24 protein-coding genes are annotated in these 24122 nt (G+C 68.5%); 11 read left to right on the top strand and 13 right to left on the bottom strand.

Annotation, left to right across the window (positions count from 1 at the left end; genetic code table 11):
* Positions 1 to 15 precede the first annotated feature (15 nt).
* The 3 genes from ACFU5V_RS17980 (at position 16) to ACFU5V_RS17970 (ending at position 3564) form a co-directional block, all read left to right on the top strand.
* Positions 16 to 1005: a GNAT family N-acetyltransferase gene (locus tag ACFU5V_RS17980; RefSeq protein WP_378700979.1), complete on the top strand. Its 990-nt coding sequence runs from the start codon at positions 16 to 18 to the stop codon at positions 1003 to 1005.
* A gap of 221 nt (positions 1006 to 1226) precedes the next feature.
* Positions 1227 to 2051 (top strand): mycofactocin-coupled SDR family oxidoreductase, encoded by an 825-nt coding sequence (locus ACFU5V_RS17975; protein WP_072939746.1) that lies wholly within the window; start codon positions 1227 to 1229, stop codon positions 2049 to 2051.
* A 19-nt stretch (positions 2052 to 2070) separates the two neighbouring features.
* Positions 2071 to 3564: an aldehyde dehydrogenase gene (locus tag ACFU5V_RS17970; RefSeq protein ID WP_378700977.1), complete on the top strand. Its 1494-nt coding sequence runs from the start codon at positions 2071 to 2073 to the stop codon at positions 3562 to 3564.
* Between the two features lie 79 nt (positions 3565 to 3643).
* Here the strand turns inward: ACFU5V_RS17970 and ACFU5V_RS17965 are convergent, their stop codons facing one another.
* The 3 genes from ACFU5V_RS17965 to ACFU5V_RS17955 are packed head-to-tail and all read right to left on the bottom strand — an operon-like array spanning position 3644 to position 6043.
* Positions 3644 to 4300, bottom strand: a complete 657-nt coding sequence (locus ACFU5V_RS17965) for a TetR family transcriptional regulator (protein ID WP_072939750.1) — start codon at positions 4298 to 4300, stop codon at positions 3644 to 3646.
* Between the two features lie 38 nt (positions 4301 to 4338).
* The gene (locus ACFU5V_RS17960; protein ID WP_378441211.1) at positions 4339 to 5241 is read right to left on the bottom strand and encodes an alpha/beta fold hydrolase; all 903 of its coding nucleotides are present in this window, start codon (positions 5239 to 5241) and stop codon (positions 4339 to 4341) included.
* Positions 5242 to 5263: 22 nt separating this feature from the next.
* Positions 5264 to 6043 (bottom strand): SDR family NAD(P)-dependent oxidoreductase, encoded by a 780-nt coding sequence (locus ACFU5V_RS17955; RefSeq protein ID WP_378700975.1) that lies wholly within the window; start codon positions 6041 to 6043, stop codon positions 5264 to 5266.
* A gap of 150 nt (positions 6044 to 6193) precedes the next feature.
* Between ACFU5V_RS17955 and ACFU5V_RS17950 the strand changes: the two genes are divergently transcribed.
* The 4 genes from ACFU5V_RS17950 (at position 6194) to ACFU5V_RS17935 (ending at position 11120) form a co-directional block, all read left to right on the top strand.
* Positions 6194 to 7153 carry a PDR/VanB family oxidoreductase gene (locus ACFU5V_RS17950; RefSeq protein WP_378441206.1) on the top strand — a complete coding sequence of 320 codons (960 nt, stop codon included), beginning with the start codon at positions 6194 to 6196 and terminating at the stop codon, positions 7151 to 7153.
* Positions 7154 to 7155: 2 nt separating this feature from the next.
* Positions 7156 to 8631: an MFS transporter gene (locus ACFU5V_RS17945; RefSeq protein ID WP_378700973.1), complete on the top strand. Its 1476-nt coding sequence runs from the start codon at positions 7156 to 7158 to the stop codon at positions 8629 to 8631.
* Positions 8632 to 8713: 82 nt separating this feature from the next.
* On the top strand, positions 8714 to 10231 hold the full coding sequence (locus ACFU5V_RS17940; protein ID WP_378700971.1) for a class I adenylate-forming enzyme family protein: 1518 nt from the start codon (positions 8714 to 8716) through the stop codon (positions 10229 to 10231).
* Positions 10232 to 10277: 46 nt separating this feature from the next.
* The gene (locus ACFU5V_RS17935; RefSeq protein ID WP_378700969.1) at positions 10278 to 11120 is read left to right on the top strand and encodes an enoyl-CoA hydratase-related protein; all 843 of its coding nucleotides are present in this window, start codon (positions 10278 to 10280) and stop codon (positions 11118 to 11120) included.
* A gap of 2 nt (positions 11121 to 11122) precedes the next feature.
* Here the strand turns inward: ACFU5V_RS17935 and ACFU5V_RS17930 are convergent, their stop codons facing one another.
* From ACFU5V_RS17930 to ACFU5V_RS17920, 3 genes are read right to left on the bottom strand one after another with little or no spacing between them, the layout of a single operon-like run.
* A complete protein-coding gene (locus ACFU5V_RS17930) occupies positions 11123 to 11923 on the bottom strand; it encodes a carbon-nitrogen hydrolase family protein (protein ID WP_378437995.1) in 801 nt (266 codons plus the stop codon).
* Positions 11924 to 11979: 56 nt separating this feature from the next.
* Positions 11980 to 12864: a formyltetrahydrofolate deformylase gene (gene purU, locus ACFU5V_RS17925; protein ID WP_378437997.1), complete on the bottom strand. Its 885-nt coding sequence runs from the start codon at positions 12862 to 12864 to the stop codon at positions 11980 to 11982.
* Positions 12865 to 12877: 13 nt separating this feature from the next.
* Positions 12878 to 13711 (bottom strand): class I SAM-dependent methyltransferase, encoded by an 834-nt coding sequence (locus ACFU5V_RS17920; RefSeq protein WP_378438000.1) that lies wholly within the window; start codon positions 13709 to 13711, stop codon positions 12878 to 12880.
* Between the two features lie 57 nt (positions 13712 to 13768).
* Here ACFU5V_RS17920 and deoC point away from each other — a divergent pair, with 57 nt between their 5' ends.
* Positions 13769 to 14434 (top strand): deoxyribose-phosphate aldolase, encoded by a 666-nt coding sequence (gene deoC, locus ACFU5V_RS17915; RefSeq protein ID WP_072939783.1) that lies wholly within the window; start codon positions 13769 to 13771, stop codon positions 14432 to 14434.
* A gap of 12 nt (positions 14435 to 14446) precedes the next feature.
* On the opposite strand, the gene ACFU5V_RS17910 is transcribed toward deoC, so the two are convergent.
* Positions 14447 to 15214: a DUF2993 domain-containing protein gene (locus ACFU5V_RS17910; protein ID WP_043824446.1), complete on the bottom strand. Its 768-nt coding sequence runs from the start codon at positions 15212 to 15214 to the stop codon at positions 14447 to 14449.
* Between the two features lie 113 nt (positions 15215 to 15327).
* Between ACFU5V_RS17910 and ACFU5V_RS17905 the strand changes: the two genes are divergently transcribed.
* The gene (locus ACFU5V_RS17905; RefSeq protein WP_378438003.1) at positions 15328 to 15945 is read left to right on the top strand and encodes a hypothetical protein; all 618 of its coding nucleotides are present in this window, start codon (positions 15328 to 15330) and stop codon (positions 15943 to 15945) included.
* A 16-nt stretch (positions 15946 to 15961) separates the two neighbouring features.
* On the opposite strand, the gene ACFU5V_RS17900 is transcribed toward ACFU5V_RS17905, so the two are convergent.
* From ACFU5V_RS17900 to ACFU5V_RS17885, 4 genes are all read right to left on the bottom strand, one after another.
* Positions 15962 to 17509 (bottom strand): TROVE domain-containing protein, encoded by a 1548-nt coding sequence (locus ACFU5V_RS17900; RefSeq protein WP_378700965.1) that lies wholly within the window; start codon positions 17507 to 17509, stop codon positions 15962 to 15964.
* Positions 17510 to 17845: 336 nt separating this feature from the next.
* The gene (locus ACFU5V_RS17895; RefSeq protein ID WP_378438007.1) at positions 17846 to 18643 is read right to left on the bottom strand and encodes a class I SAM-dependent methyltransferase; all 798 of its coding nucleotides are present in this window, start codon (positions 18641 to 18643) and stop codon (positions 17846 to 17848) included.
* A gap of 21 nt (positions 18644 to 18664) precedes the next feature.
* On the bottom strand, positions 18665 to 19165 hold the full coding sequence (locus tag ACFU5V_RS17890; RefSeq protein ID WP_005560412.1) for a DUF2505 domain-containing protein: 501 nt from the start codon (positions 19163 to 19165) through the stop codon (positions 18665 to 18667).
* A gap of 51 nt (positions 19166 to 19216) precedes the next feature.
* Complete coding sequence (locus ACFU5V_RS17885) at positions 19217 to 19714, bottom strand: DUF2505 domain-containing protein (protein WP_378438010.1); 498 nt, start codon at positions 19712 to 19714, stop codon at positions 19217 to 19219.
* A gap of 26 nt (positions 19715 to 19740) precedes the next feature.
* On the opposite strand from ACFU5V_RS17885, the gene ACFU5V_RS17880 reads away from it, so the two are divergent.
* Positions 19741 to 20832 (top strand): UDP-N-acetylmuramate dehydrogenase, encoded by a 1092-nt coding sequence (locus tag ACFU5V_RS17880; protein WP_378438012.1) that lies wholly within the window; start codon positions 19741 to 19743, stop codon positions 20830 to 20832.
* Between the two features lie 32 nt (positions 20833 to 20864).
* On the top strand, positions 20865 to 22049 hold the full coding sequence (locus ACFU5V_RS17875; RefSeq protein WP_378438014.1) for an Ig-like domain-containing protein: 1185 nt from the start codon (positions 20865 to 20867) through the stop codon (positions 22047 to 22049).
* Between the two features lie 343 nt (positions 22050 to 22392).
* On the opposite strand, the gene ACFU5V_RS17870 is transcribed toward ACFU5V_RS17875, so the two are convergent.
* Positions 22393 to 23139 carry an SDR family NAD(P)-dependent oxidoreductase gene (locus ACFU5V_RS17870; RefSeq protein WP_378438016.1) on the bottom strand — a complete coding sequence of 249 codons (747 nt, stop codon included), beginning with the start codon at positions 23137 to 23139 and terminating at the stop codon, positions 22393 to 22395.
* Between the two features lie 9 nt (positions 23140 to 23148).
* Entirely contained in the window at positions 23149 to 24096 is a 948-nt protein-coding gene (locus tag ACFU5V_RS17865) for a TauD/TfdA dioxygenase family protein (RefSeq protein WP_378700962.1), read from the bottom strand.
* Positions 24097 to 24122: the final 26 nt, after the last annotated feature.

Here is a 24122-nt window from a genome sequence, read left to right as displayed (position 1 = left end):
TGAGGAGTGATACGGATGATTTCCTGTCAGTGGTGCGAGGAACTCGCAGACGACGACCGCGACGAAGTTCTCGCCCTGGTGGGCGCGGCCGCGGAATACGACGACGAAGCGGGGTTCTCGCGCATCGAACCGCGTGACGTCACGGCACGTTCGCGGCCGGGGATGCGGGTATCGCATCTTGCCGTCAAGGCGCGTCGCGGTTTGAGCGCTGTCGACGACGTTCCGCTCGTCGTGGTGGCGTACCTCAATATCGCCGTGGACGACGACGGTCTCGGGGCCGTCCAATTCGTCGTGCACCCCGACTATCGATCGCGGGGGATTGCGACCCTGCTCGTCGAGGAGCTGGGCCTCGACGTGGACCGGCCGGACGGCTGGATGGGGACCGGTGCGCGCGCGCTGCGCGCCTGGGCCTTCGGCACGCATCCCGCGGCCGAGCGCCTGACCCGACGGTTCCGGATCTCGTCGGTGAGCCGGCTGTGGACGCTGTTCCGCAGCCTGACCGGGCCGTTCGCGGTTCCGCTCGACCCGGTGCCCCTCCCGGCCGGGTCCGTGCTGGAGGCGCCGCGCGGGCTCGACGCCCCCGAGTCGGTGACGGCTCTCGACGACGTGCTGGGCCGTTCGGGAATTCCGGCCGCTCAGCTGGAAAAGCTGTCGGAGAGCCGTGCCCACGGAACCGGGTCCGTCGTACTCGCGTCCGGCGACGCCGGCCGGCCCCAGGGGTTCGTCTGGCTGGACCCGTCGCTGCACACGCACCTCGAACTGCGGGCGGCGTGGATCCGTGCACTGGTGCTCGAGAAGGAGGCACGGGGCGGCGGCCTGGGTGCGGCGCTGCTCGTGCGGGCGCTCGAGGTGCTGCGCGACGCGGGGGCCCAGATCGCCTTGATGAGAATCGATCCCGACGACGACGGTGCGGTCCGGCTCTGCCGGTTGCTGTCGTTCGAGCAGGAGGATGCGCACACGTGCTACCAGGTCGGTGAGTGGCACGAGGCTCCCGGCTACCTCTGAGGCATGAGACGGAGAACGATATTTGTGTCACTGTTGACGAGCGGCGAATGTCACGCTACTGTCCTGTGACACGGCTCACAAGCAGTGTCCGTTTCGAGGGCGTCCGGCCGACGGCCCTCGAACCCAAGACCCACATCCAGTGCTCACATCGCGCGCACGCCGCGCGACATTTCGGCGCACATCACCGACATCTCAGGCTCGGTTGAACGAGAGGACACGTCATGGCACGACTCGAGGGGAAGGTCGCGTTCGTCACCGGTGCGGCACGCGGACAGGGACGTTCGCACGCGGTGCGACTGGCGGAGGAGGGCGCCTCCGTCATCGCGATGGACATCTGCGAGCAGATCGACACCGTCTTCTATCCGATGGCGACCACGGACGACCTCGCCGAGACCGAACGCCTGGTCAAGGAGGCCGGCGGTTCCATCGTCACGTCGGTGGGCGACGTTCGGAACCGCGCCGACGTCCAGCGCGCGTACGACGCCGGGATCGAACAGTTCGGACACGTCGACATCGTCCTGCCCAACGCCGGCATCATGCCCGTCATCGGACCCGGAAATCAGCCGCAGGCGTGGCACGACGCCATCGACGTGATGCTCACCGGCGTGTGGCACGTACTCGAGGTGACGGTCCCCGGGCTGATCGAGCGGGGCGAGGGCGGGTCGATCGTCATCACCAGTTCCGCCGCGGGCCTGACCAGCATCGGGCTCAACACATTCCCCGGCCAGGCCGGTTACTCCGCGGCCAAACACGGCGTCGTCGGTCTCATGCGCCTGTACTCGAAGCAGCTTGCGAAGCACAGCATCCGGGTCAACACCGTGCATCCCACAGGGGTGAACACCCCGATGGTGGCCAACGCCGAATACGGCGAGTTCGTGAACTCGCACCCCGAGGTCGCGAACGACGAATCGTACAAGAATCCGATGCCGGTCGAGCTGATCGAGGCCGTCGACATCAGCAACGCCATCGTGTTCCTCGCCTCCGACGAGGCGCGGTACGTCACGGGCGTGACCCTGCCGGTCGATGCCGGCTACAACAACCGCTGAGCGAAGGGAATTTTCGACCATGACGACAACAGAGTCGGCGGCCGCAGCGCCTCCGAAGATCGCCGATCGCGAGCAGGTGTTCGTGGGCGGCCGGTGGGTGGAGTCGACGGGAGACGAGTGGATCGACCTCGTCGACCCGTTCACCGAGAAGAAGGCGGCGCGAATCCGCAGCGCCACAACCGAAGACGTCGAACGCGCCGTGCAGGCCGCTCGCACGTCATTCGATTCCGGTGAGTGGGCGTCGCGCACGATGGCCGAACGCGCCGACGTCCTCGACGAGATCGCTTCGCGACTCGAGAGCCGCGTGGAGGAGTTGACCCCGCTCGGCGTGATCGAGGTCGGCATCCCCGTCGCGGTCAGCGGCCCGACCCAGCAGATGACCGCCGGCTTGTTCCGCGCCGTGGCGGCCGTGGCCCGCGACTATTCCACCCGCGACGACCGGACCCGCGCCGACGGCGGGGTCTCGCGAATCCTGAAGGAACCGACCGGGGTCGTCGCAGCCATCATCCCCTGGAACGGGCCCATCGGAACGATCGCCTTCAAGGTGGCCCCCGCCCTCGCCGCAGGCTGCTCGGTGATCCTCAAGACGGCGCCGGAAGCCCCGCTGTCGCCGTCCGTGTTCGCCGACGTCATCGGGGAACTGACGGCCGAAGGCAAGATTCCGGACGGCGTCGTCAGCGTTCTCTGCGCCGACCGGGAGGTATCCGAAACTCTCGTCACCAATCCCGACGTCGATCACATCACGTTCACCGGAAGCACTCTCGCCGGGCGGCGCATCATGTCGCTCGCCGGGGAGCGGATCGCCCGGGTGTCGCTCGAACTCGGTGGCAAGTCGGCGGCGATCATCCTCGACGACGCCGACCTGGGGCACGTCATGCAGTCGCTCCCGATGGGTGGCTGCATGCAGAGCGGTCAGGCGTGTATCGCGCTGACGCGGGTGCTCGTGTCACGCAAGCGCCACGACGAGGCGGTCGAGGCGCTGAAGGGTGCACTGGGCTTCCTCACCATGGGAAACCCGTGGGAGCAGACGACATTCCTCGGCCCGCTCGCCATGGAACGGCAGCGTGACCGGGTCGAGAGTTACATCGCCTCGGCGAAAGAGGAGGGCGCGACCGTCGTGCTCGGAGGCGGTCGTCCCGCAGGAGTCGACCACGGCTTCTTCGTCGAACCGACCCTGATCGACGGCGTGCGCAACGACATGCGCGTCGCGCAGGAGGAGATCTTCGGTCCCGTCGTCTCCGTGATCACCTACGAGGACGAGGAGGAGGCGATCGCCATCGCCAACGACTCGATCTACGGACTGTCCGGCGCGGTGTACACCGCCGACCTCGAGCACGGTTTCGAGGTGGCGCAGCGTATCCGGACCGGAACGGTCAGCGTGAACGCCGCCATCATCGATTTCACCGTGCCGTTCGGCGGCTACAAGCAGTCCGGCGTCGGACGTGAAGGCGGCGTCGAGGGTCTCGAGGAGTTCTTCGAGACCAAGACGGTGCATCTGCCCGCCATCGGGTAGCGGATCGCCGGCACCGAGATGACGAAGGGCCCCTGGAACTCGTGTCCCAGGGGCCTTCGCCTCGTCGGGCGCCGGCGTGTCAGGCGGAGCGTTCCTGCGGTGCGTTCGCGGCGGCAGCGTCGTTTCGCATCACGCCGTACAGGAAGCTGCGGATCATCTCCTCGAACAATCGCTTCGACGAGAGTTCGTTGGCGGCAAGCGCTTCGGCGAGGAGTGGCTGAGACTCCGGGTCGACGTTCGGGAAGATCGTTGCCCGGGTGCTCGGCTTGCGCATCGCCTCCGTGAGGACCGCGCCGATCGACAACGTCTCCATCCCGTCCAGAATCTGGACGTGGAGATGCGTCGGCACACCGGAGTCCAGCAGGAATCGCGCTGTGTCCTCGTACGTGCCGATCAGGAGGTCCCGGGGCAGATACTGCAGGAGGATCGGCGCCGCGTTCCGGTGCCGCAGGATGGCCTGGCGGAAATTCATGCTCAACGCCACGAAGAACTCGGGCCAGTCGGGACCGGGTTTGCGGCGGGGACGGACCACGGATGCGCCGGCGATGTGCCGAGCCACGGCGGAGAGGATCTCGCTCTTGTCCGCGAAGTGGTGGTACAACGACGGCGCCTGCACTCCGAGGTGCTTGGCCAGTCGCGGCAGACTGAATGCCTCGAGTCCTTGGGAATCGATGATCTCGATGGACGCCTGCACCGCAGCCGCGCGGCTGATCAGGGGCTTCGATGGTCGGGGCATGTCAGGCTTTCCGGTCAGGGTGTTCGCTCGGATGGTTGTCAGTCATGATGAGGTGAATCGTAGTCGGTCGTGGTCACCTCATGGGTGTAGGCGACGTCGCTGTCGAGGAAGTCGAGCAGGCCGCCGCTGAGCAGGTCGTTGTCGTCGCCGCTGACCATGTGCCCGGCCCCTCCGACATCGATATGGCGGGCCGTCGGGATCAGTTCCAACAGGTCACGGGCGCCGTCCGCGCTGACGACGTCGGACTGCGCGCCCCGGATGAGGAGGGTCGGGACACGCACTTCGCGCGCCGCGGCACGGGCCCGCGCTTCCCGGACCTCGGCGTGGGCGTCGGTGTTCTCCCGATACGTGATCATCCGTGGATCCCAGTGCCAGTACCAGCGCCCGTCGCGGAGGCGAAGGTTCTTGCGAAGTCCCTCGACGCGCGGCGGACGACGACGGTGCGGGTTGTAGGCGACGACGGCGTCGAGCGCGTCGTCGAGGGTGTCGAAACCGGCGAGGCCGCTCTCCATGAACGACGTGATCTTGGCGAGGCCGCCGGGTTCGGCGCGGGGGGTGATGTCCACCAGGACCAGCGCGCGGCCGATGCCGTGGTCGCCCTGTGCGAGCAACGACGCCATCCCGCCCATGGACGCGCCGACCAGGACCGGTGGTTCGTCGAGACCGGCGGCGACGGCCGCGACGTCGCGCGCATGGGCGTTGCTGCCGTAGTCGCCGTCGTCGGCCCACTCGCTCTCACCGTGACCGCGGGCATCGATCGCGAGGGCGCACCAGCCGTTGTCGGCGAGTCGAATTCCGGTGCGCTGCCACGAATGACGAGTCTGCCCACCACCGTGCAGCAGCAGGACGATTCCCTTCCTCGTGGACGCCGGCTCCCACCGGTCCGCGACGAGTGTGACTCCGTCGCCTCGCAGTTCGGTGCGCATCGTGGTGATCGGCATGGTCGTTGTCGCCTTTCGTCGGTCAGTGACCGGAGGTTCCGCCGTCGACGGCGAGCGTCGAACCGGTGATGTAGCCCGAGGCCCGGCTGGCGAGGAAGACCACCGCCGCGTCGAGTTCGCGCTGGGTGGCGGTCCGTCCGAGTGAACAGTCGTGGAGGAATGCCGCGAGTGTCTCCGCCGACATCTCGCCGATCATGTCGGTGTCGACGAATCCCGGTGCGATCGCATTGACCCGGATGCCCTTGCGCCCCGACCACTGGTTCGACAGATCCCTGGTCAAGCCGATGAGCCCCGCCTTGCTCGACGAGTACGCGGCCTGCGGGAGCACGGACTTCACCAGGCCGAGCATGCTGGTGATGTTGACGATGCTGGAACCGGGACCCATCACGCGGGCGCAGGCCTGTGCGGCCCAGTAGGCGCCGAAGAGGTTCACGTCGAGCACTGCCCGATAGTCCTCGGGCCGCTCGCGGGTGGCGGGTGCGGCGTGGGTGACGCCGGCATTGTTCACCAGGATGTCGAGTCTGCCGAACCGTTCGATCGCCGCCCGGGCGAGCGCGTCGCACTGCTCTGGATCGGTCACGTCGGTGGGGACGACCAGGCAGTCGCGACCGCGTTCGGTCACCGATCGGGCGACCGCGTCGAGTCGGTCGCGCCGTCGTGCGGCGATCACGACATCCGCGCCCGCCTCGGCGAGCGCGCACGCGAAACCTGCGCCGAGGCCGCTGCCCGCGCCGGTGACGACGGCCACGGCGTCGGTCAGGCGGAACAGGTCGAGCACCGATTCGGTTGCCTGCGGGTTCATGAGCGAGGTCTCCCATCCAAAATTCTAATGCACATAGGTTTATCGCAGGTGCTGCCGCGGGGCAACATCTCCGACGTGCGTCTTGCGTGACATTAATCTAATGACATAAGATTTACGAGCAAGTGGAGTCGAGTGGAACGAGACAGGTACATGACCAGCACCGCGAACCAGGACCGGCTGCAGATGCAGGTCGCCGGTAAGGAAACGCTTGCCGACGGCGTCGTGCGACTCACGCTGGTCGACGAGTCCGGTGCCGCGGCCCCGGCCTGGACCCCGGGTTCGCACATCGATCTGGTCCTCGACGACACGACCACCCGCCAGTACTCGCTGTGCGGGGATCCCGGCGACACGACGTCGCTGACCGTGGCCGTGCTCCGTGAGGCCGACGGTCGAGGCGGCTCGATCCGCGTCCACGACAAGCTCGAACCCGGCGACGTCGTCACCGTGGCCGGTCCCCGGAACCACTTCGCCCTCGTCGACGCCGACTCGTACCTGTTCGTAGCGGGCGGGATCGGCATCACGCCCCTGCTTCCCATGGCGCGGGAAGTGGAGTCGAAGGGAACGCCGTGGCGCCTGCTCTACGGCGGGCGGACCCGCGCGAGCATGGCGTTCGCCGGCGAACTCGCGGACGCACACCCGGATCGGGTGCTCCTCCGCCCGCAGGACGAGTACGGACACCTCGACCTCGCCACGGCCCTCGACGAGGCCGAGCCCGGAACCGTCGTGTACTGCTGCGGGCCGGAACCGTTGCTGCAGGCCGTCGAATCGGCGTGCCGGGAACGTCCGCACGTCACCCTGCACGTCGAGCGCTTCGCACCGAAGGCGCTTCCGGAAGGCGACGACGGCGCGTTCGAGGTCGAACTCGGCCGATCCGGGCGCACGGTGCAGGTCGCCGCGGACGAGACGGTTCTCGACGCCGTCCTCCGGGAAGGCCTCGACGTCGACTTCTCCTGCCGGGAGGGCACCTGCGGAACGTGCGAGGTCGCGGTTCTCGGCGGCACCCCCGATCACCGTGACTCCGTTCTCAGCGCAGACGAACAGGCGGAGAACGACGCCATGATGATCTGCGTGTCGCGGAGTTGCACACCCACGCTGATCCTGGACCTCTGAGGATGGTGGCGACGGGCGCGGAGTCGGTCACGCTCCCGGTCCGACGGTCCGGGACACGCGATCGGCTGCTGGTCCCGGCGCTGTGCTTCGTCGTCATGACCACGGCCGTCATCCAGACGGCGGTCGTGCCGCTGCTCCCCGCGATGGCGTCGCAACTCGGGGTCGATTCGGCCGCCGCGGGCTGGGTGGTCACGGCGAACCTGCTCGCCGCGGCAGTGTGCACTCCGGTTCTCGGCAGACTCGCCGATCGGCAAGGTCCGCGCCCGGTGCTGCTGGGGACGCTCGTCCTGGTGCTCCTCGGTTCGGTGCTGTGCACCGTCACCGAGCAACTCCCGGTCCTCGTGCTCGGCCGCATCCTTCAAGGGGTGTCGTTCGCGCTGTTCCCGATCGGCGTCGCCGTGCTGAGAGGGCGTCTCGACCCGCGCCGGCTCCTGGGGGCCATCGGGCTGATGTCGGGGATCCTGGCCGTGGGCGGGGGGCTCGGCATGGTCGCCGCCGGCGTCCTGCACACCGAGGGCGCGGACTTCCGGCGAGTGTTCGCCCTGCTCGTCGGGCTGAACCTCGCCGCCCTCGTCGTCGCCTGGGTGACCGTACCTCGCGGCGGTGCGGCGCGGACCCGCGACGGTATGGACCCGGTCGGCGTCGGACTCATGGCCGTGGGCCTGTCCGCGATCCTGATCGCCCTCGCCCAAGGCGGCCGGTGGGGCTGGGCCTCACCTGCGACGATCGGCGTGGCGGCACTGGGGATCGCCGTCACGGCGGGGTGGTACCTGCACGAGCGACGAACCCGGGCGCCCCTTGTCCCGCCGATGCTGCTGACCGGGCGGCGAGTTGCGGGCACGCACCTCGCCGCGTTTCTCGTCGGGATGGCCATGTACATCCAGTTCCTCGGTTCGGCGCAGTTCGTGCAGGCCTCGCGCGCCGCCGTCGGATACGGCTTCGACGCCTCGGTGCTGCGCACCAGCCTCCTCGTGCTGCTCCCCGGTTCGGTGGCGGGGGTGGTGGCGGCGTCGGCGAGCGGCCGGTTGATTCACCGCTTCCGCGCCGACCGCGTGCTCGTCGCGGCCTGCGGGATCGGGGTGGCCGGATTCGCGATGCTGGCACTGGCCCACTCCCGGTTGTGGCAGGTGGTCGTGGCGCTCGTCGTGATCAACGTCTTCGTGAGCGGGTCCTACGCGGTGCTGCCCGCGTTGCTCGTCGACGCCGTGCCCTCCGAATTCACCGGGGTCGCCAACGGCGTCAACGCGATTGCGCGGACGTTCGGCAGTTCGCTCGCCAGCGCTCTGGTCGCGACACTGCTCGCGTCCGTGACGGTCGCCGGCACGGACCTGGCATCGGAGCGGGCGTTCGTGATCGCGTTCTGGGTGGGCTGTGCGGCGGCGGGATCGGCCGGGTTGGCAATCGTTCGAGCGGAACACTTTTCGAGAAAACGTGCCGATCGGGGTGTCCGATTCGGTGCAGCATCAGTTAATCTATAGATCATAGGTTTGTAGCGGTGGCGCGAGGCGCCTGCCGTGACATCGATGTCGCCCGGCGGCGACGGCGGAAGGTTGAGTGGAGATGGCTGCGACAATCGGGTCGGCATTGCACTGGTGGGCGGCGACGAAGGGCGACCAGCGGGCGATCGTCGTCGACGACGACGCGCTCACGTACCGGGAACTGCAGGACTGGTCGAGCCGCGTCGCTCGCCGGGTCGTCGAGGCCGGGATCGAGCCGGGTGACCGCGTCGGTGTCCTCGGCCCGAACTCGCTGGAGTGGCCGGCGGTCGCGCTCGGAGTGCTCAAGGCGGGCGCGGTCCTCGTCCCGCTGAACCCCCGGCTCAAGCCCGCGGAACTCCGCAAGGTCGTCGACGACGCGGGAGCCCGGCTGGTGCTGGCGCCCGCCGAATTCGGCGACGCGGTCGAGAAGACCCGCGCTCTCGGCGCGACATTCGATTCGCTGCCCTTCGACGAGTTCACGGCGCTGCGCGGTGGCGGTGTGGACGACTTCCGGATCGACGTCGGTCCCGAAGCGCCGACGGCGCTGCTGTTCACCAGCGGGTCGACGGGGCTCTCCAAGGGCGTGATCTGCACCAATCGCACCCTGCTCAACATCGTCTTCGAGGCGTCGCTGACCGAAGAGGGGCTGCGGCCCGGGGCGACGACACTGCTGGTCCTGCCGCTCGTCTTCACCCCGGGCCTCGTGTGGGGCCTTCTCATGACCACCGTGCTCGGCGGCACCATCATCATCGAGCGCGAGCTGAAGCCCGGACGCGCGGCGGCACTGCTGAGCGAACACAAGGTCCAGGCCCTGTTCGGTGTCCCGTTGATCTTCGAGGCCATCTCCCGTGCCCCGGAATTCGACAACGCGGATCTCGGTTACCTGCGCACGGCGATCGTCGGCGGCGCCGCCGTCGCACCCGCCCTGCTGCAGCGGTGGGCGGACAAGGGGGTGGCGCTCCGGCAGATCTACGGAATGACCGAGGCCGGGGGAGTCGCGACCGCCACGCTGGTGAGCGAGGCATTCGACCACCCCGGGACGTGCGGAAACGGCTCCATCTTCACCGAGATGAAAGTCGTCCGCCCGGACGGGACCGAAGCCGACCCCGGCGAGGAAGGCGAAATCCTCCTCAGCGGGCCCGGCGTCACGCCCGGCTACTGGAACGACGAGGAGTCCACCGCGGCCGCACTGCGGGACGGCTGGCTGCACAGCGGTGATCTGGGAACCCGGGACGCCGAAGGGCGCCTCCAGTTCGTCGACCGGCTCAAGGACCTCATCATCACCGGGGGAATCAACATCTCTCCGGTGGAACTCGAACGCGTGATCGGTGAGATCGAGGGAGTGGAGGAAGTGGCGGTGATCGCCGCGAAGGACCCACGCTTCGGTGAGACCCCCGCCGCGATCGTGACGGTGACCGGCGACGTCGACGAGGTCGCCATCGTCGAGCACTGCGACCGCCTCGTCGCCGACTACAAGGTGCCCCGGTACGTCGTGATCCGCAACGAACCCCTGCCGCGTCTCCCCAGCGGAAAGCTGTCGAAGACCGCGATCAGATCCGAGTACCGCGACGTATCCGAACGGTTCTCGAAGGTGCGCTGACACACCGCGCGACACGGGACCACACACGACGAAAGGAGAACAGTTCATGACGAGTATCGCCACCGAGAGCGTCGTCCACCTCGAGCGGGACGGTGAGATCGCGATCGTGCGGCTGAATCGCCCGGATCGGCTCAACGCCTTCACCCTCGAGGTGCGGGACCGCATCATCGAGGTCTTCGACGAATGCGATGCCGACGACACCATCCGTGCGATCGTCCTCACGGGAACCGGCCGGGCCTTCTGCGCCGGGGCCGACCTCGCGAAGGGCGGCGACACGTTCGTCACGGAGGACGACCCGGACAGCGGCGAGGCGCCACCCGATTCGGGCGGTCAGGCGTCACTGCGGATCTACCGGTCCACGAAGCCGGTGATCGCGGCGATCAACGGTCCTGCAGCGGGAGTCGGGGTGACGATGACACTGCCCGCCGACATCCGGATCGCCTCCGACACAGCCAAGTTCGGTTTCGTGTTCACCCGCCGCGGGCTCGTGCCCGAGGCCTGTTCCACCTGGTTCCTGCCCCGGATCGTCGGGATCTCGACCGCCGTCGAGTGGGCCGTGGGAGGGAAGATGGTGTCGGCGGCGGAGGCGCTCGAACGCGGCCTCGTCCGCGAGGTCGTCCCCGCCGACGAAGTGCTGCCGCGGGCGATCGAGGTGGCGCGCGAACTGGCGGCGGGCACCTCGCCGGTCTCCGTCGCGCTGACCCGGCAGTTGATGTGGAGGATGCTCGGCGCCGACAGCCCAGAGGTCGCGCACCGGGCCGAGTCGATCGCCATCCACGTCCGCGGAACGTCGGCGGATGTCCGTGAAGGGGTCGCGGCGTTCCTCGACAAGCGGCAACCCGATTTCCCCCAGTCGGTGTCCGACGGCCTGCCCGACGTCTTCCGCTGAATCTACTGCTTGGCCACCACCTCGAAGCGGCGCAGCGTCAGCGCCGGGTTCTTGGCGCGGACCTCGGCGATGCGCTCGGCGGAGACGGTGCCGATCGCGGTCCCGGTCCGTTCGCCGAGGGACGCGATCACCACGCCCATCGGATCCACGATCATGGACGCACCCGAACCCACCGGAGCGCACTGATCGGCCGCGAGGACGTAGAGGGTGTTCTCGATGGCCCGGGCGCGGACGAGCGTGGTCCAGTGGTCCTCCTTGAGCGGGCCCGGCATCCACGCGGCCGGCAGGACCAGGACGTCGGCGCCCGCGTCGACGATGCGCCGCGTCACCTCCGGGAACCGCAGGTCGTAACACGTCTGCATGCCGAACGTGATGCCGTCGACCGTGAACGTCTCGGGATCGCCGATGGTCCCCGCCTGCACGAACTCCGACTCCCGGTAGCCGAATGCGTCGAACAGGTGCAGCTTCCGGTACGTGGCGGCGATGCCCCCGTCGGGGTCGACCGCGACGAGGGTGTTGAAGATCCGGCGCTCGCCCGGGATCGCCTCGTTGATCCCGGTTACCAGGGTCAGCCCGTGCCGGACGGCGATCTCGCGCAGGCCGGTCACGAATTCACCGCCGAGGGATTCGGCAGTGTCCACGAACCGCTCGTCGATCGCCGGGAGCGCGAACATCGCGTATTCGGTGGTCGCCAGCACCCGGGCGCCGCCCGCGGCCGCCTCCCCGGCGAACGTCGCGATCTGCCCGAGGTTGTCGTGCTTGTCCGCACCCGATGCGAACTGTGCGATTGCGACGTCGATCATGTCGGTACCTCTCCGCGGTGACGGGTCCGGACGGCGTGCCCGCCTCGGCGACGAAACTAGCTGAACACCACCGTCTTACGGCCGTGCACGAGGACGCGGTCCTCGAGGTGCCAGCGCAGGCCGCGGGACAGCACCAGCTTCTCGATGTCGCGACCCTGCCGGACCATGTCCGCGACCTCGTCGGCGTGGTCGACACGGATCACGTCCTGCTCGATGATGGGGCCCGCGTCGAGTTCGGCCGTCACGTAGTGGCAGGTCGCGCCGATCAGCTTCACACCACGGGCGAATGCCTGGTGGTACGGGCGGGCGCCGACGAACGACGGCAGGAAGCTGTGGTGGATGTTGATCGCCCGGCCGGCCCAGTGCTCGCACAGCTGCGACGGCAGCACCTGCATGAACCGTGCCAGCACCACGGCATCGGGGTCGTGGGCGTCGACCAGTTCACGCACCTGCTCGAACGCCGGCCCGCGCTCGGCGGGATCCTTCGGGAACGGCACATGGTGGAAGTCGATGCCGTGCTGCCGGGTGACCGCCTCGAGGTCGCGGTGGTTGCCGATCACCGCGCAGATGTCGGCGGGCAACTCGCCTCCGGCCGCGCGGCCCAGCAGGTCGTGGAGGCAGTGCGCCTCCTTGCTCACCAGCAGCACCACCCGTTTGCGCTCGCCCGTGTCGGACACGGTCCACTCCGTCTCCGGACCGAGTTCGGCGGCGACGGCCGCGAACCGCTCCCGGAGTTCCCCGATCGACATGTCGACGGACGACGCCCGCACGGCCTGACGGGTGAAGAACCAGCCGGTGTCGGCGTCGGCGTGGTACGCCGCCTCGACGATCCAACCGCCGACCTCGGCGAGGAACGTCGAGATCCGGGCGACGATGCCGGTGCGGTCGGGGCAGCCGAGAGAAAGAACGTACCGGTGGTCCTCGGTCGAAGCAGCGCTCATGGGCAACAGTCTTTCAGGTCGCACTCCGGCCGTTCACCACGGCGGTGCCGACGAGGGTGCCGGCGTCGACGTCGTGGATCGCGCGCTCGGTGAGCAACTCCAGGAAATCGAGGCGGATCTGCTCGACCGTCCGGTCGTCGAACGGGGACAGCGCGCGGCGCAGGTTCCCGCCCATCACGAGGTCCCACACGAACTCGGGTGTCGCGGGAATGATGTTGGACAGCTCCCGGACCTCGGTCGAGTGCGCGCCCAGCTCGCCGAGCCACTGGTGCAGCCCGTCCGGGGTGTCGATGTGTTCGAGCGCGTCGAACGGCGACCCGCCGGAGTCGGCCTCCGGTTCCCGGTGCCGGGCGACAGCGTCGTGGAGCGCCTCGGCGAAGTCCCGTAACGCGCCCCGCCGCCACACCGTGATTCCGACCTTGCCGCCCGGCCGGACGAGGCCTGTGAGCCGCGTGAACGAGGCGTCCATGTGGGGCAGGAAGAACACGCCGTACGAACAGGCGAGTGCGTCGTAGCCTGCCGCCGGGACGGTGCTCGGCGACTCCCACGTGGTGGCGTCCGCGCGGACGAACTCGATGTTCTGCAGCCCGCGGTCCGACGCCTTCAGCCGCCCCACCTCCAGGAGTTCGTCGGACAGGTCGACACCGTGAACGAGGCCCGACGGACCCACCGCGGTGGCCGCGGGAAGCGCCGAAGACCCTGCGCCGCAGCACACGTCGAGGACGGCGTCCCCGGGACGCAAACCGAGTTGGAAGGCGAGGGACTGCCCGGCCGGCCCCCACACGGTCGTCGTCAGCCGGTCGAACTCGAGCCGTGCCTCGTCGAAGACCGATCCCGGATCACTCATACGGCGATGCTAGGCCGTGCAGCGGGCCAGGGAAGGCGTTGTGCGAAGCTCACAGGCATGTCCGACGTTGCACTGACCCGCTCCCAGGTGGCCGACCTCGTCGACCACACACTCCTCAAGCCCGAGGCCACCACCGACGACGTGAAGGCGCTGATCGACGAGGCGCGCTCGCTCGGTGTGCTCGCAGTCTGCGTGTCGCCGTCGATGCTGCCCGTCAAGGCGCCCGGACTGGTGACCGCGGCGGTGGTCGGGTTCCCGTCGGGGAAGCACCACTCGCTGGTCAAGGGGGCCGAGGCCAGGCTCGCAGTGGATCAGGGCGCCCAGGAGATCGACATGGTGATCGACATCGGCGCCGCGGTGGCGGGCGACTTCAACGCGGTGCTCGCCGACGTCCTCACCGTCCGCGAGGCCGTCGGCGACAGCACCGTGCTCAAGGTGATCCTCGAGACCGCCGCGCTGAGCGACGAGGCGATCGTGGAAGCGTGCCGTGCCGCCGAGCGGGCGGGCGCGAACTTCGTGAAGACGTCCACCGGGTTCCACCCGGCCGGGGGAGCGACCGTGGAGGCGGTGCGGTTGATGGCGCAGACCGTCGGCGGGCGGATCGGGGTCAAGGCGAGCGGCGGGATCCGCACCGCGGCGGCCGCGCTCGACATGATCGCGGCCGGTGCGACGCGGCTGGGACTGTCGGGCACCCGCGCCGTCCTGGACGGACTGCCCGACTGACCCGGCCGCCGATCAGACGAGGAGGCCGCAGCTGCTCTGCTGCTCCTGCTGCTGTTGCTGGGTGGGGGCGGCAGGCATCGTGTAGGCGCCGCCTTCGAGGGTGATCTCGATGGCGTCGTCGGTGACCTTCAGCGACGTCGGCTGCATGCCCAGCGGGTAGGTCTGCAGGCTCGAGGTCAGGATCTGGACCACCCCGTCGACGAGGTCGGTGGGGAGCCCGAAGCCGAGGATCGCGGCGCCCACCGTGTCGACCTTCACGGTTCCGTTCACGACCTCCGGTTTGACGGTCAGATCCGCGAGCCCGGCCGGCCCGACGGAGAACTTCAGGGTTCCCGCGCTCGAATCGGCGGTGACACCGCTGATCAGCGAGCCGAACGCCTGCTGCTGCAGCGTGGCGAGGATGCCGGCGGTCGACCAGGTGACGTCCGCGTCGGAACTGCCGATGGTGCCGCTGCTGTCCGCGGTGTTCTCGATCCGGATGTCGTTGACCTGGGCGTGCACCTGCATTCCCTGGGCGGGGCCGAACTTGGTGTCGTCGCTGTCGATGGTGATGTAGGGGACGTTCTTGTCGACGGACTGCAGCAGGACCGGCTTCCAGCTCAGCCCCACGTCCACCTGCGAGCCGAGTTGGCTCTCGAACTGGTCTGCCATGCAGGTCTTCACTCGGTGGCGGACGAAGAGTTCGCCGCCGACGAGTACCGCCACGAGCGCGGCGATGACGACCAGAGAGATGACGAGCACACGGTTACTTCGGGGTGCGGAGTTCGTTCGGGCTGCCATTACACGGATTCTTCCCGACAACTCTGAACAAATTCTGTGAATGCGTCGGCGGAGGGTCGCCGAGATCCGCAGAAATTGTGATACCCGCCACAATTGCCCAGTAATGTAGGGGAATGTCCGGATGGTTGGCTCCACGTCCCGGTGACCCGGAGCGCGAAGGTGTCGGTGAAGAACTGACACGCGTCGCGACGGCTCAGGCGGGTTTCTTCACCACTGCGCAGGCGCTGCGCCTCGGGTTCGCTGCCGACGAGATCGGCGAGCGACTCGCCGACGGCTCGTGGGTCAAGATCGAGCGAGACCTGTTCCGTTTGAAGGATTGTCCGCACTCCGATCTCGAGGAGTTCGCGAAGTGGTGCACCTGGTTCGGTGCCGCTGCCGCGGTCTCCCACCAGAGTGCTGCCGAACTTCACGGTCTCGGGCACCTGTACCCGCGGTTCATCCACCTCTCGACGGTGCTGTCGCCGCCCTCGCCGACGCAGCAGTTGGCGCTGCACCGGCGGTCGCTGCGCCCGGAGGACTGCGAGCAGGTCGGCCCGCTGCGCATCACCACCCCGCTGTGCACGGCACTCGACCTCGCCGCCAGCGGAATCTCGCAGGAACTGCTCGACGAGGTGGTCGCCGACGGCGTCGCGATCGGGCGACTGAACGCCCGCGCACTGCACGGCGAATGCGGATCCCTGCCGGCGCAGGTGGCGCAGCGCGTCGAACACGCACTGGCCACCTGCACCTGACGGAACGCTCCGGCCTTCAGAACAGCCACTCGCCGTCCCCGGCGCCTTCCAGGAGCGGGATCATCGAGAACCCCGCGTCCGACAGTCCGCCGAACGTGTGACGGTTCGCGGACCCCGTCGGCCCGTGACCGTGCCGGTAGCCCGCCACGTTCCACGTGTAGACGGGGACATCGGCCGGGACGTGCCGGGTCGGATCGCCCCACGCCGCCTGCTCGTCGGTGACGACGACGACGCGATCGTGGCCGCGGTAATGCTTCCGCACCGCCGCCGCCGTGTCGGTGCCGCCCAGGTCGCCGAAGCTGTCGACCACCCGCAGCACCGCCCGATGCACGAACGGCACGGTCCGGCTGTCCGTGCCGAATTCGACGAGGTCCGCCCGCTCGGCACGTGCCGCCAGCACGGTGCCGAACACAGCGGCCGCGTCCGCCCTCGTCAGTTCCGACCGCGCCGAGACGCGGCTGTAGAACATCGATCCGGACCGGTCGACGAGAACCAGCGTGCGGCCGGGCAGCGACGGGACCGCGGACATCGACGCCCCGAGCGCACGCTCGAGCGCGTGCCCCCACCGCAGGCTCGGCGCGTTCCGGTACGCCGCGAGAAAGCGCATCGGCAGCTGCCGCGACTTCGCGACCTCCCCCGGATCGGCGATCCGGGCCGCCACCTGCTCCGCGACGTGGTCGGGGATCCCGGCCTCGTCGAAGTTCCGCAGGTTACGGAGAAGCGCCATGAAACCCATGGACGGGATCACCGCCTGCCAGGCCGCGGCATCCATCGGTCCCTGCAGCCAGCCGGCGAGCGACTCCCATGTCATGCCGGCCGCCGACAGCCGCTCCGGGGTCCGGAGAACGGCACGCCGGTCCTCCGGCGGGAGTGCCGCCAGCGCCGCCCGTTCCGTGAGCATGCGCAGACCGGCAGGCACGGCGTTCTCGCGACCCTGCCGACGGTCGATCGCGTGCCGGAACAGCTCGCCCTGCCACGCCGCCGACGGCGACGCGTGGGTGAGTTCGAGAACGTCGCCGAAGCGGACGTCCCTGGCCTCGGAATCCCACTTCAGCAGTGAACGTTCCGAGTACAGCCGGGCGGCGGCGTCGGCGACACCGCGCTTGACCGGCTTCGGGATCGAACGGCCGTGCCGGGACATCCAGTACGCGAGGATCTCGCCCGGCTCGTCGGCCCGCTCCAGCGCGGAGGAGATGACGGCACGGTTGCCGCCGTGCAGACCGGCACCCAGCCGGGCCCGGACGAACTCGGCTGCGGCCACCACCGACGCCGAACGCAGATGCGCATCGCGGCGCAGCCACCCGATCAGGCGGGCGGTCCACTCCGGGTCCGACAGTGCGACCTCGTGGACCAGCGCGACGAACCGTCCGTCGCGGTCCGAAGCCGACTCGTAGAACGTGTGCTCACCGACCATGTTCGTGACCGCGAGGAGGAACAGCTCGCTCTTCGCGTCACGGGCGTAGCCGCTGCCGCCCTCGAAGGTGCGGCCCGACGGTTGCGTCCCCGACGTGATGGGGCTCCGTGCCTTGTTGCGGCGCAGTATCTTCGGGTTGAACTTGCTCATGGTTGTTCCTCCTTCCGGGAGGTGTCGGTGCTCGTGGGTGCGCGCCACCCGAGGTCGAGGCGACGACGGGGTGCGGAGTCGAACCGCGTGCTCACGCACTTCGCCAGAGAAGTATCCGTCGTCTGCGCACCGGGTGGCGCGCACACATGTCGTGCCGAGTTCGGAGTCGGCGGAGGCACGGACGCGCTCTACCACTGAGCTACAGGGACCTGCGTCCCTGACCGGATTCGAACCGGCGACCACGCGATCCAGAGTCGAAGTAGCCCTCGCCTGCGCACCGGCACAACATGTTTCGTGAACCGACTCTACGGGGCGCGTCGGGGGATGTCGCGTGAATTAATTCGTGCCGGAACCGGGTGCGACCAGATCCCACGGAACGGTGAGGATGTTGTCGCGGATCCGGCGGCGCTGCGGCTGCACGGGAAGTCCCTGCGCGCGCAGCAGTTCGAGGGCGGCCCGCCACCGCACCCGCGGTCCGAACGAGCCGTGCGGCGCCGCGGTGGCCCACGCGCGATCCGCCGCCGCGAGGAGGGCGTGGACCGGCTCACCCGGGACATTCCGATGGATCAGCGCCTTGGGTAGTCGTTCGGCGATGTCCGACGGCTTGTCCACCGCGAACGGATCCCACGCCAGGGTCAGCGACAGCGGGCGGGTGGCGTCGAGCAGCACCCACGCACAGCGGCGGCCGAGCTCGTCACACGTGCCGTCGAGGATCAACCCGCCCGGGGCGAGCCCGGACTGCATCCGCGCCCAGGCAGGCCCGACCGCATCCTCGGGGTACTGCCGCAGCACGTTGAACGCACGGACGAGGACGGGGCGCAGTCCGGAGAGCTCGAACCCGCCGCGGGCGAAACTCACACCGTTCCTGCTCTCGACCACACGCTCGGGGTCGATCTCGAGCCCGACCACCCGGCGGTCGCCGCGCACGGCGGTCAACCGGTCGGCCAGCTCGAACGTGGTGTGCGGCCGGGCGCCGTACCCGAGGTCGACGACGAGCGGGTCAGCGGACGCGTGCAGCGTCCGGCGCACCAGCGCGTCGTGGACGAGCCAGCGGTCGCTGCGGCGCAGCCGGTTGATGCCTGTCGTACCCCGGGTGATGACACCGTGGGGCCGCCTCAGCGTCGCTGAAGTCATGGGAAATCCGTGCTGTGAGTGCTAGTGCTGCGACAACCACGTTTCGGTGATCTCGGCCTCGGCGCGGAACAGGTCGATCAGGTTGACCAGCATCAGCTGCTCGAGCTTCCCGCCGATGAACGGCAGGTACACCTTCGCCTCGGACGAGGTGCGGAACGTGCACCCCGTCTCGGTGGCGAACAGCTTCATGGTGCCCGTCAGACTGCCGGGACCCGCAGGGATCGACGCCTCGTACGTGCCCGTGGTCGGCTCACCGAAGGGCGTGTACGACTCCTTGCGCGTGATGACCATGTCCTTCTTCATCACGGTCTGCGCGATCTCGGGGAGTTCCGACCGCGGCAGGATGTGGTGCAGGACGATGTCGATCCCGTCGTCGTTCACGTCGAAGTGCTCGATGTGGTTCTCAGAGTACTTCCGCATCTCCTCGATGCGCGCATCCCAGTAGTCACGGTTGGTGAACGCGTTGTACACCTCTTTGGGGGTGTGCTTGTAACGGGCTGAGTAGTCGATGCGGCGAGCCATGATCGCCTAGGTTACCGGCTGGGACCCGACACAATGGACACCCGCCCCAGGTCAGCTCCCGAGCCACTGCTCGGTGAACTCCTGCTCCTTCGCGATCAGGCGGAGGACCTCGTCCGCGATCGCGTTCTCGATCTTGCCGCCGATGAGCGGGATCCTGACCTCGGCCTTGCCTTCGACCTGCACGTTCGCCCGGGAACCGTCTTCCTTCAGCGTCTGGGTTCCGGAGATCGTCGCGGGCGCACCCACGACCTCGGCCGTGAACGTGCCCTCGGCGTGATCGCCGTCGAGCGTGCCCCACGTCTCCGTGCGCTTGATCACGAGGTCGCCCGGACGGACCTTCGAGACGATGCTGGGCAGGTGCTCGGCGGGAATCGACTGCGACATGGCCACCGAGATGGTGCCCGGGCCGGTCGTGACCTGCTCCAGGGTGGCCCCCGGTCCTCCGACCTTGTCCAGACGGTCGCGCCAGTACTGCTCGGTGATCAGGCCCGCATGGACCTGGGCGACGGGAAACGCATAGGACGACGAATGCTCGATGCGGCGGCTCACGATCGGCCACGCTACCGTTTGCGGTTGTGTGGGATGTGAGCATTGTCAGTCAACTCGTCGATTCGGGTGCCTTCGTGTCGGAAAACCTCGAACTGTCGGGGATGACCACGCTGCGGGTCGGCGGGCCGGCGCGGATCGTGGCGGAGTGCCCGACCACGCAGGTCCTCGTCGACGTGGTGCGGCTTCTCGACGCCGCGCACATCCCGACGCTGATCCTCGCCGGCGGCTCCAATCTCGTCGTCGGGGACGACGGATTCGACGGCGTGGTGGTGCGTGTGTGCAACACCACTGTCGGTCTGGAGGAGGGATTCGTCACTGCGGAGGCGGGCGCCGAGTGGGATCAGGTGGTCGCGCAGACCGTCGCCGCCGAACTGGGCGGGCTCGAATGCCTGTCGGGGATCCCCGGGTCGACCGGGGCCACCCCGGTGCAGAACGTCGGCGCGTACGGCGTCGAGATCGGGTCGATGCTGCGGCGGGTGCACCTCCTCGATCGGCGCACCGGTGAGGCACGCTGGGTCGAACCCGGCGCGCTGGGCCTCGGGTACCGCACGAGCGTCCTCAAGCACTCCGACGCCGCACTGGTGCTCGCCGTCGAACTGACCGTGCATCCCGACGGGCTCTCCGAGCCGCTGCGCTACCGCGAACTCGTCTCGGCCCTCGACGGTTCCGAGGGCGACCGGTTGCCGTCGGCGCAGGTCCGGGGCGCCGTGCTGGATCTCCGCCGGGGCAAGGGCATGGTGCTGGACCCCGACGACCACGACACCTGGAGCGCGGGCTCGTTCTTCACCAATCCCGTCGTCTCCGACGGCGAACTGGCGGGGGTCCTCGCCGCGATCGAGACCCGCCTCGGCGACGTCACCGTTCCGCAGTACCCGGCCGACGGCGGAACCAAGTTGTCTGCCGGTTGGCTGATCGAGCGGTCCGGCTTCTCGAAGGGGTATCCCGGCGAGAACGCCGTCGCGCGGCTGTCGACGAAGCACACACTCGCGTTGACCAACCGGGGCGCCGCGAAGAGCGAAGACCTGCTCGCACTGGCTCGCGACGTCCGGGACGGCGTCCAGTCGGCGTTCGGTGTCCGGCTCGAACCCGAACCCGTGACGGTCGGCTGCGCGATCTGAGACAGGTCCGTAGCGCAGGTAACCTGTTAGCTGTGCATGAACTGGGTTCTCGGACAAGTCGGTCGCGCGTCGCGCTGATCGCGACGGCGCTGCTCGCGTTTGTAGTTTTGCTGACCGGATGCACGGTCGGCTCCGAGTCGGGAACCGCCACCGCGCCTCCCGAACCGGCGGTCGAGGTCACCCAGAATCCGGCGTCGGGCACCGAGGACGTCAGCCCGGTGGCGCCGATCTCCGCGACCGCGTCGCAGGGCACGTTCACCGACATCTCCCTCGTCAACGCCGAGGGGCGTGCCGTGCAGGGTGTGCTGTCACCCGACCGGACCACGTTCACCGTCGGGGAGGCGCTGGGCTACGGCGCCACCTACACCTGGAAGGGCACGGCACTCGGCACGGACGGCAAGTCCGCCGCCGTCGACGGCAGCTTCACCACACTCGAACCGGACGAGACGATCGGCGCCACACTCAACATCGGCGACGGCCAGGAAGTCGGGATCGCCGCCCCGATCATCGTGCAGTTCCACGATTCCGTCGAAGACAAGGCGGCGGTCGAGAAGGCGATGACCGTCACGACCGACCCGCCCACCCCCGGCTCCTGGGCGTGGCTGCCCGACGACAACGGGTCGCGCGCGCACTGGCGTCCCCAGAACTACTGGGCGCCCGGGACCACCGTCGCCCTGGACGCGAAGCTGTACGGCGTGGACTTCGGCGGGGGAGCCTACGGCGAGCAGGACCTGTCGCTGAACTTCACAGTCGGGCGCAGTCAGATCGTGATCGCGAACGCCCCCAGCCACCGCATGCAGGTGGTGCGCGGCGGCGAAACGATCATGGACATCCCCGTCAGCTACGGCGAGGGCAACGAGGCGCGCAACGTCACCCGCAGCGGCATCCACATGGTGACCGAGAAGCACGAGGACTTCCTCATGTCCAACCCGCCGTTCTACGAGAACGTCCGCGAACGCTGGGCGGTCCGCATCTCCAACAACGGCGAGTTCATCCACGCCAACCCCGAGACCATCGGCGTCCAGGGTTCGTCGAACGTCACCAACGGCTGCATCAACCTGTCCCTCGAGGACGCCCAGCAGTACTTCGGCACCGCGATGTACGGCGACCCCGTCGAGGTGACCGGGACGTCCATCGACCTGTCGGCCGCCGACGGCGACATCTACGACTGGGCGATCAGCTGGCCCGACTGGCAGTCCCTGTCGGCCCTCGCATAGGTGAGCGGCACAGCGTGCTCGGGCACACTGTGCCGCTCACCTACGGGTCGGCCGCTCTGAAACTTTCTTCACACTCGGTGGAACCGAAGCCGACTCCGTTGCGTCTACCTGAATGAGGACGCGTCAACGGCGCCGCGTTCTCGGGTGACACAACTGTGGGGAGTCGTCCGCTGTCGAGGGGTCGACGGACGACCCCGACAGTCCGTTTCGGTCGAAAGTCGTTGATCGGCAGGGGGCTGTGGGATGGGATGGATGTTGCTGGGTTTGGTGACGATCGTGGCGGGACTGTGGGCGGTGGTCCTGTTCCTCGAACACCAGGACAGGCGGATCGCCGCGAAGTCGCCTACGTCGTACGGTGAAAACGTCCGGACGAGGCCTGATCTCGTGGCTTGACGACGATCTGGTCGATGTTCACGTGGGACGGCCGGGAGGCGACGAATCCGATGATGTCCGCGACGTCCGTGGCCACCAGCGGGGTGATGCCCTGGTAGACCTTGTCGGCGCGGTCCTGGTCGCCTTCGAAGCGCACCAGCGAGAACTCGGTTTCCACTGCGCCCGGGGCGATCTCGGTGAAACGGACCGGTTTGCCGAGCAGTTCGCCGCGCAGCGTGCGGTGCAGGACGGCCTCCGCGTGCTTGGCCGTCGTGTACCCGGAACCGTTGTCGTACGCCTCGAGCGCAGCCAGCGACGTGACGGTGACGACCAGACCGTCACCCGACTCGATCAACTTCGGCAGCAGCGCCTTGGTGATCCGAAGGGTGCCCAGAACATTGGTCTCCCACATCCACCGCCAGTCGTCGAGATCGGCCTCGGCGACGGTGGCCAGTCCCTTGGCACCGCCCGCATTGTTCACGAGCACGTCGACCCTCGGCAGTACCGCGCTGAACGCGTCCACGGAATCCTGGTCCGTGACGTCGAGTTCGAGCGCGGTACCGCCGATGTCGTCGGCGATCTTCTCCAGACGATCCAGTCGCCGCGCCCCGATCACCACATGAAATCCCTGTTCGGCCAGGGTGCGGGCGGTGGCTTCGCCGATTCCGGAGCTCGCTCCGGTGACGACGGCGATGCGGGTGTCAGGTGAAAAGGTCATGCCGACATGTTAGGGCTCGTCGATGACGGAGTAGTCACTCGCGTCGCCTGCGACGCTGCGGCTGCGCTCGCCCCGGACGTCGACGGGGACGTCGCCGGCCAGGGTGATGCGGTTGAGTCGCCGGTACTGGTCGTCGTAGTCGGCGACGGCGTAGTGCTGAGTGGCACGATTGTCCCAGATCGCGACATCGCCCGACTGCCAGTTCCACCGGGTGGTGAACTCGAGGGAGATGGCGTGATCCTGCAGGACCTTGAACAGCGCTTGCGACTGGGTGCTGCTCAGGCCGACCAGCTTCTTGACGAAGTGACCGAGCAGCAGTGTGCGTTCGCCGGTCTCGGGGTGGACCCGCACCACCGGGTGCTCCGTCTCGAAGTAGGTGGACTGGAACTCGGCGCGGTATTCCTGCGACTTCTCGTCCTGCGCGCGTTCGGCGCTGGTCGCCGCGTAGTCGTAGACGTTGGTGTGCGTCGCCCACAGGTTGTCGGCGAGGACCTTCAGCGGCTCGGGCAGCGCGTTGTAGGCGGCGACACCCGACGCCCAGGTGGTGGTGCCGCCGTACGTGGGGAGTTCCACGGCGCGCAGGATCGACGCCTTCGGGATGCGGTCGACGAACGTGACGTCGGTGTGCCAGCTGTTGGCTTTGCCGTAGTCGGAGTCGATGGGCAGCACCTTGGTGCCGCGCGAGGTGACGGTCGGGTGCGCCGTCGTGGGGGAGCCGAGAAGCTCCGCGAACTCGTACTGCGAGTCGTCGGTGAGATGTTCCTGGCCGCGGAAGAAGATCACCTTGTGCTCGAGCAGGGCCTGACGGATGAGCGAGACGGTGGCGGGGTCGAGGTTGCCGCCGAGCCGGACGCCGTCGATCCGGGCGCCGATGTGGGCGCCCAGCTTGACGACGCTCGCCGCGTTCGGGGACCCCTCGGCGTCGGTCACGTGCTCGGGCGCGAAATCGATGGACATGGTGGGCCTTTCGGATACCGGAGACG

Source organism: Rhodococcus sp. NPDC057529 (assembly GCF_042802055.1).
Classification (GTDB): Bacteria; Actinomycetota; Actinomycetes; order Mycobacteriales; family Mycobacteriaceae; genus Rhodococcus_F.
Note: the sequence above shows the minus strand (reverse complement) of the source record. Positions and strands in the feature narration are given on the sequence as shown.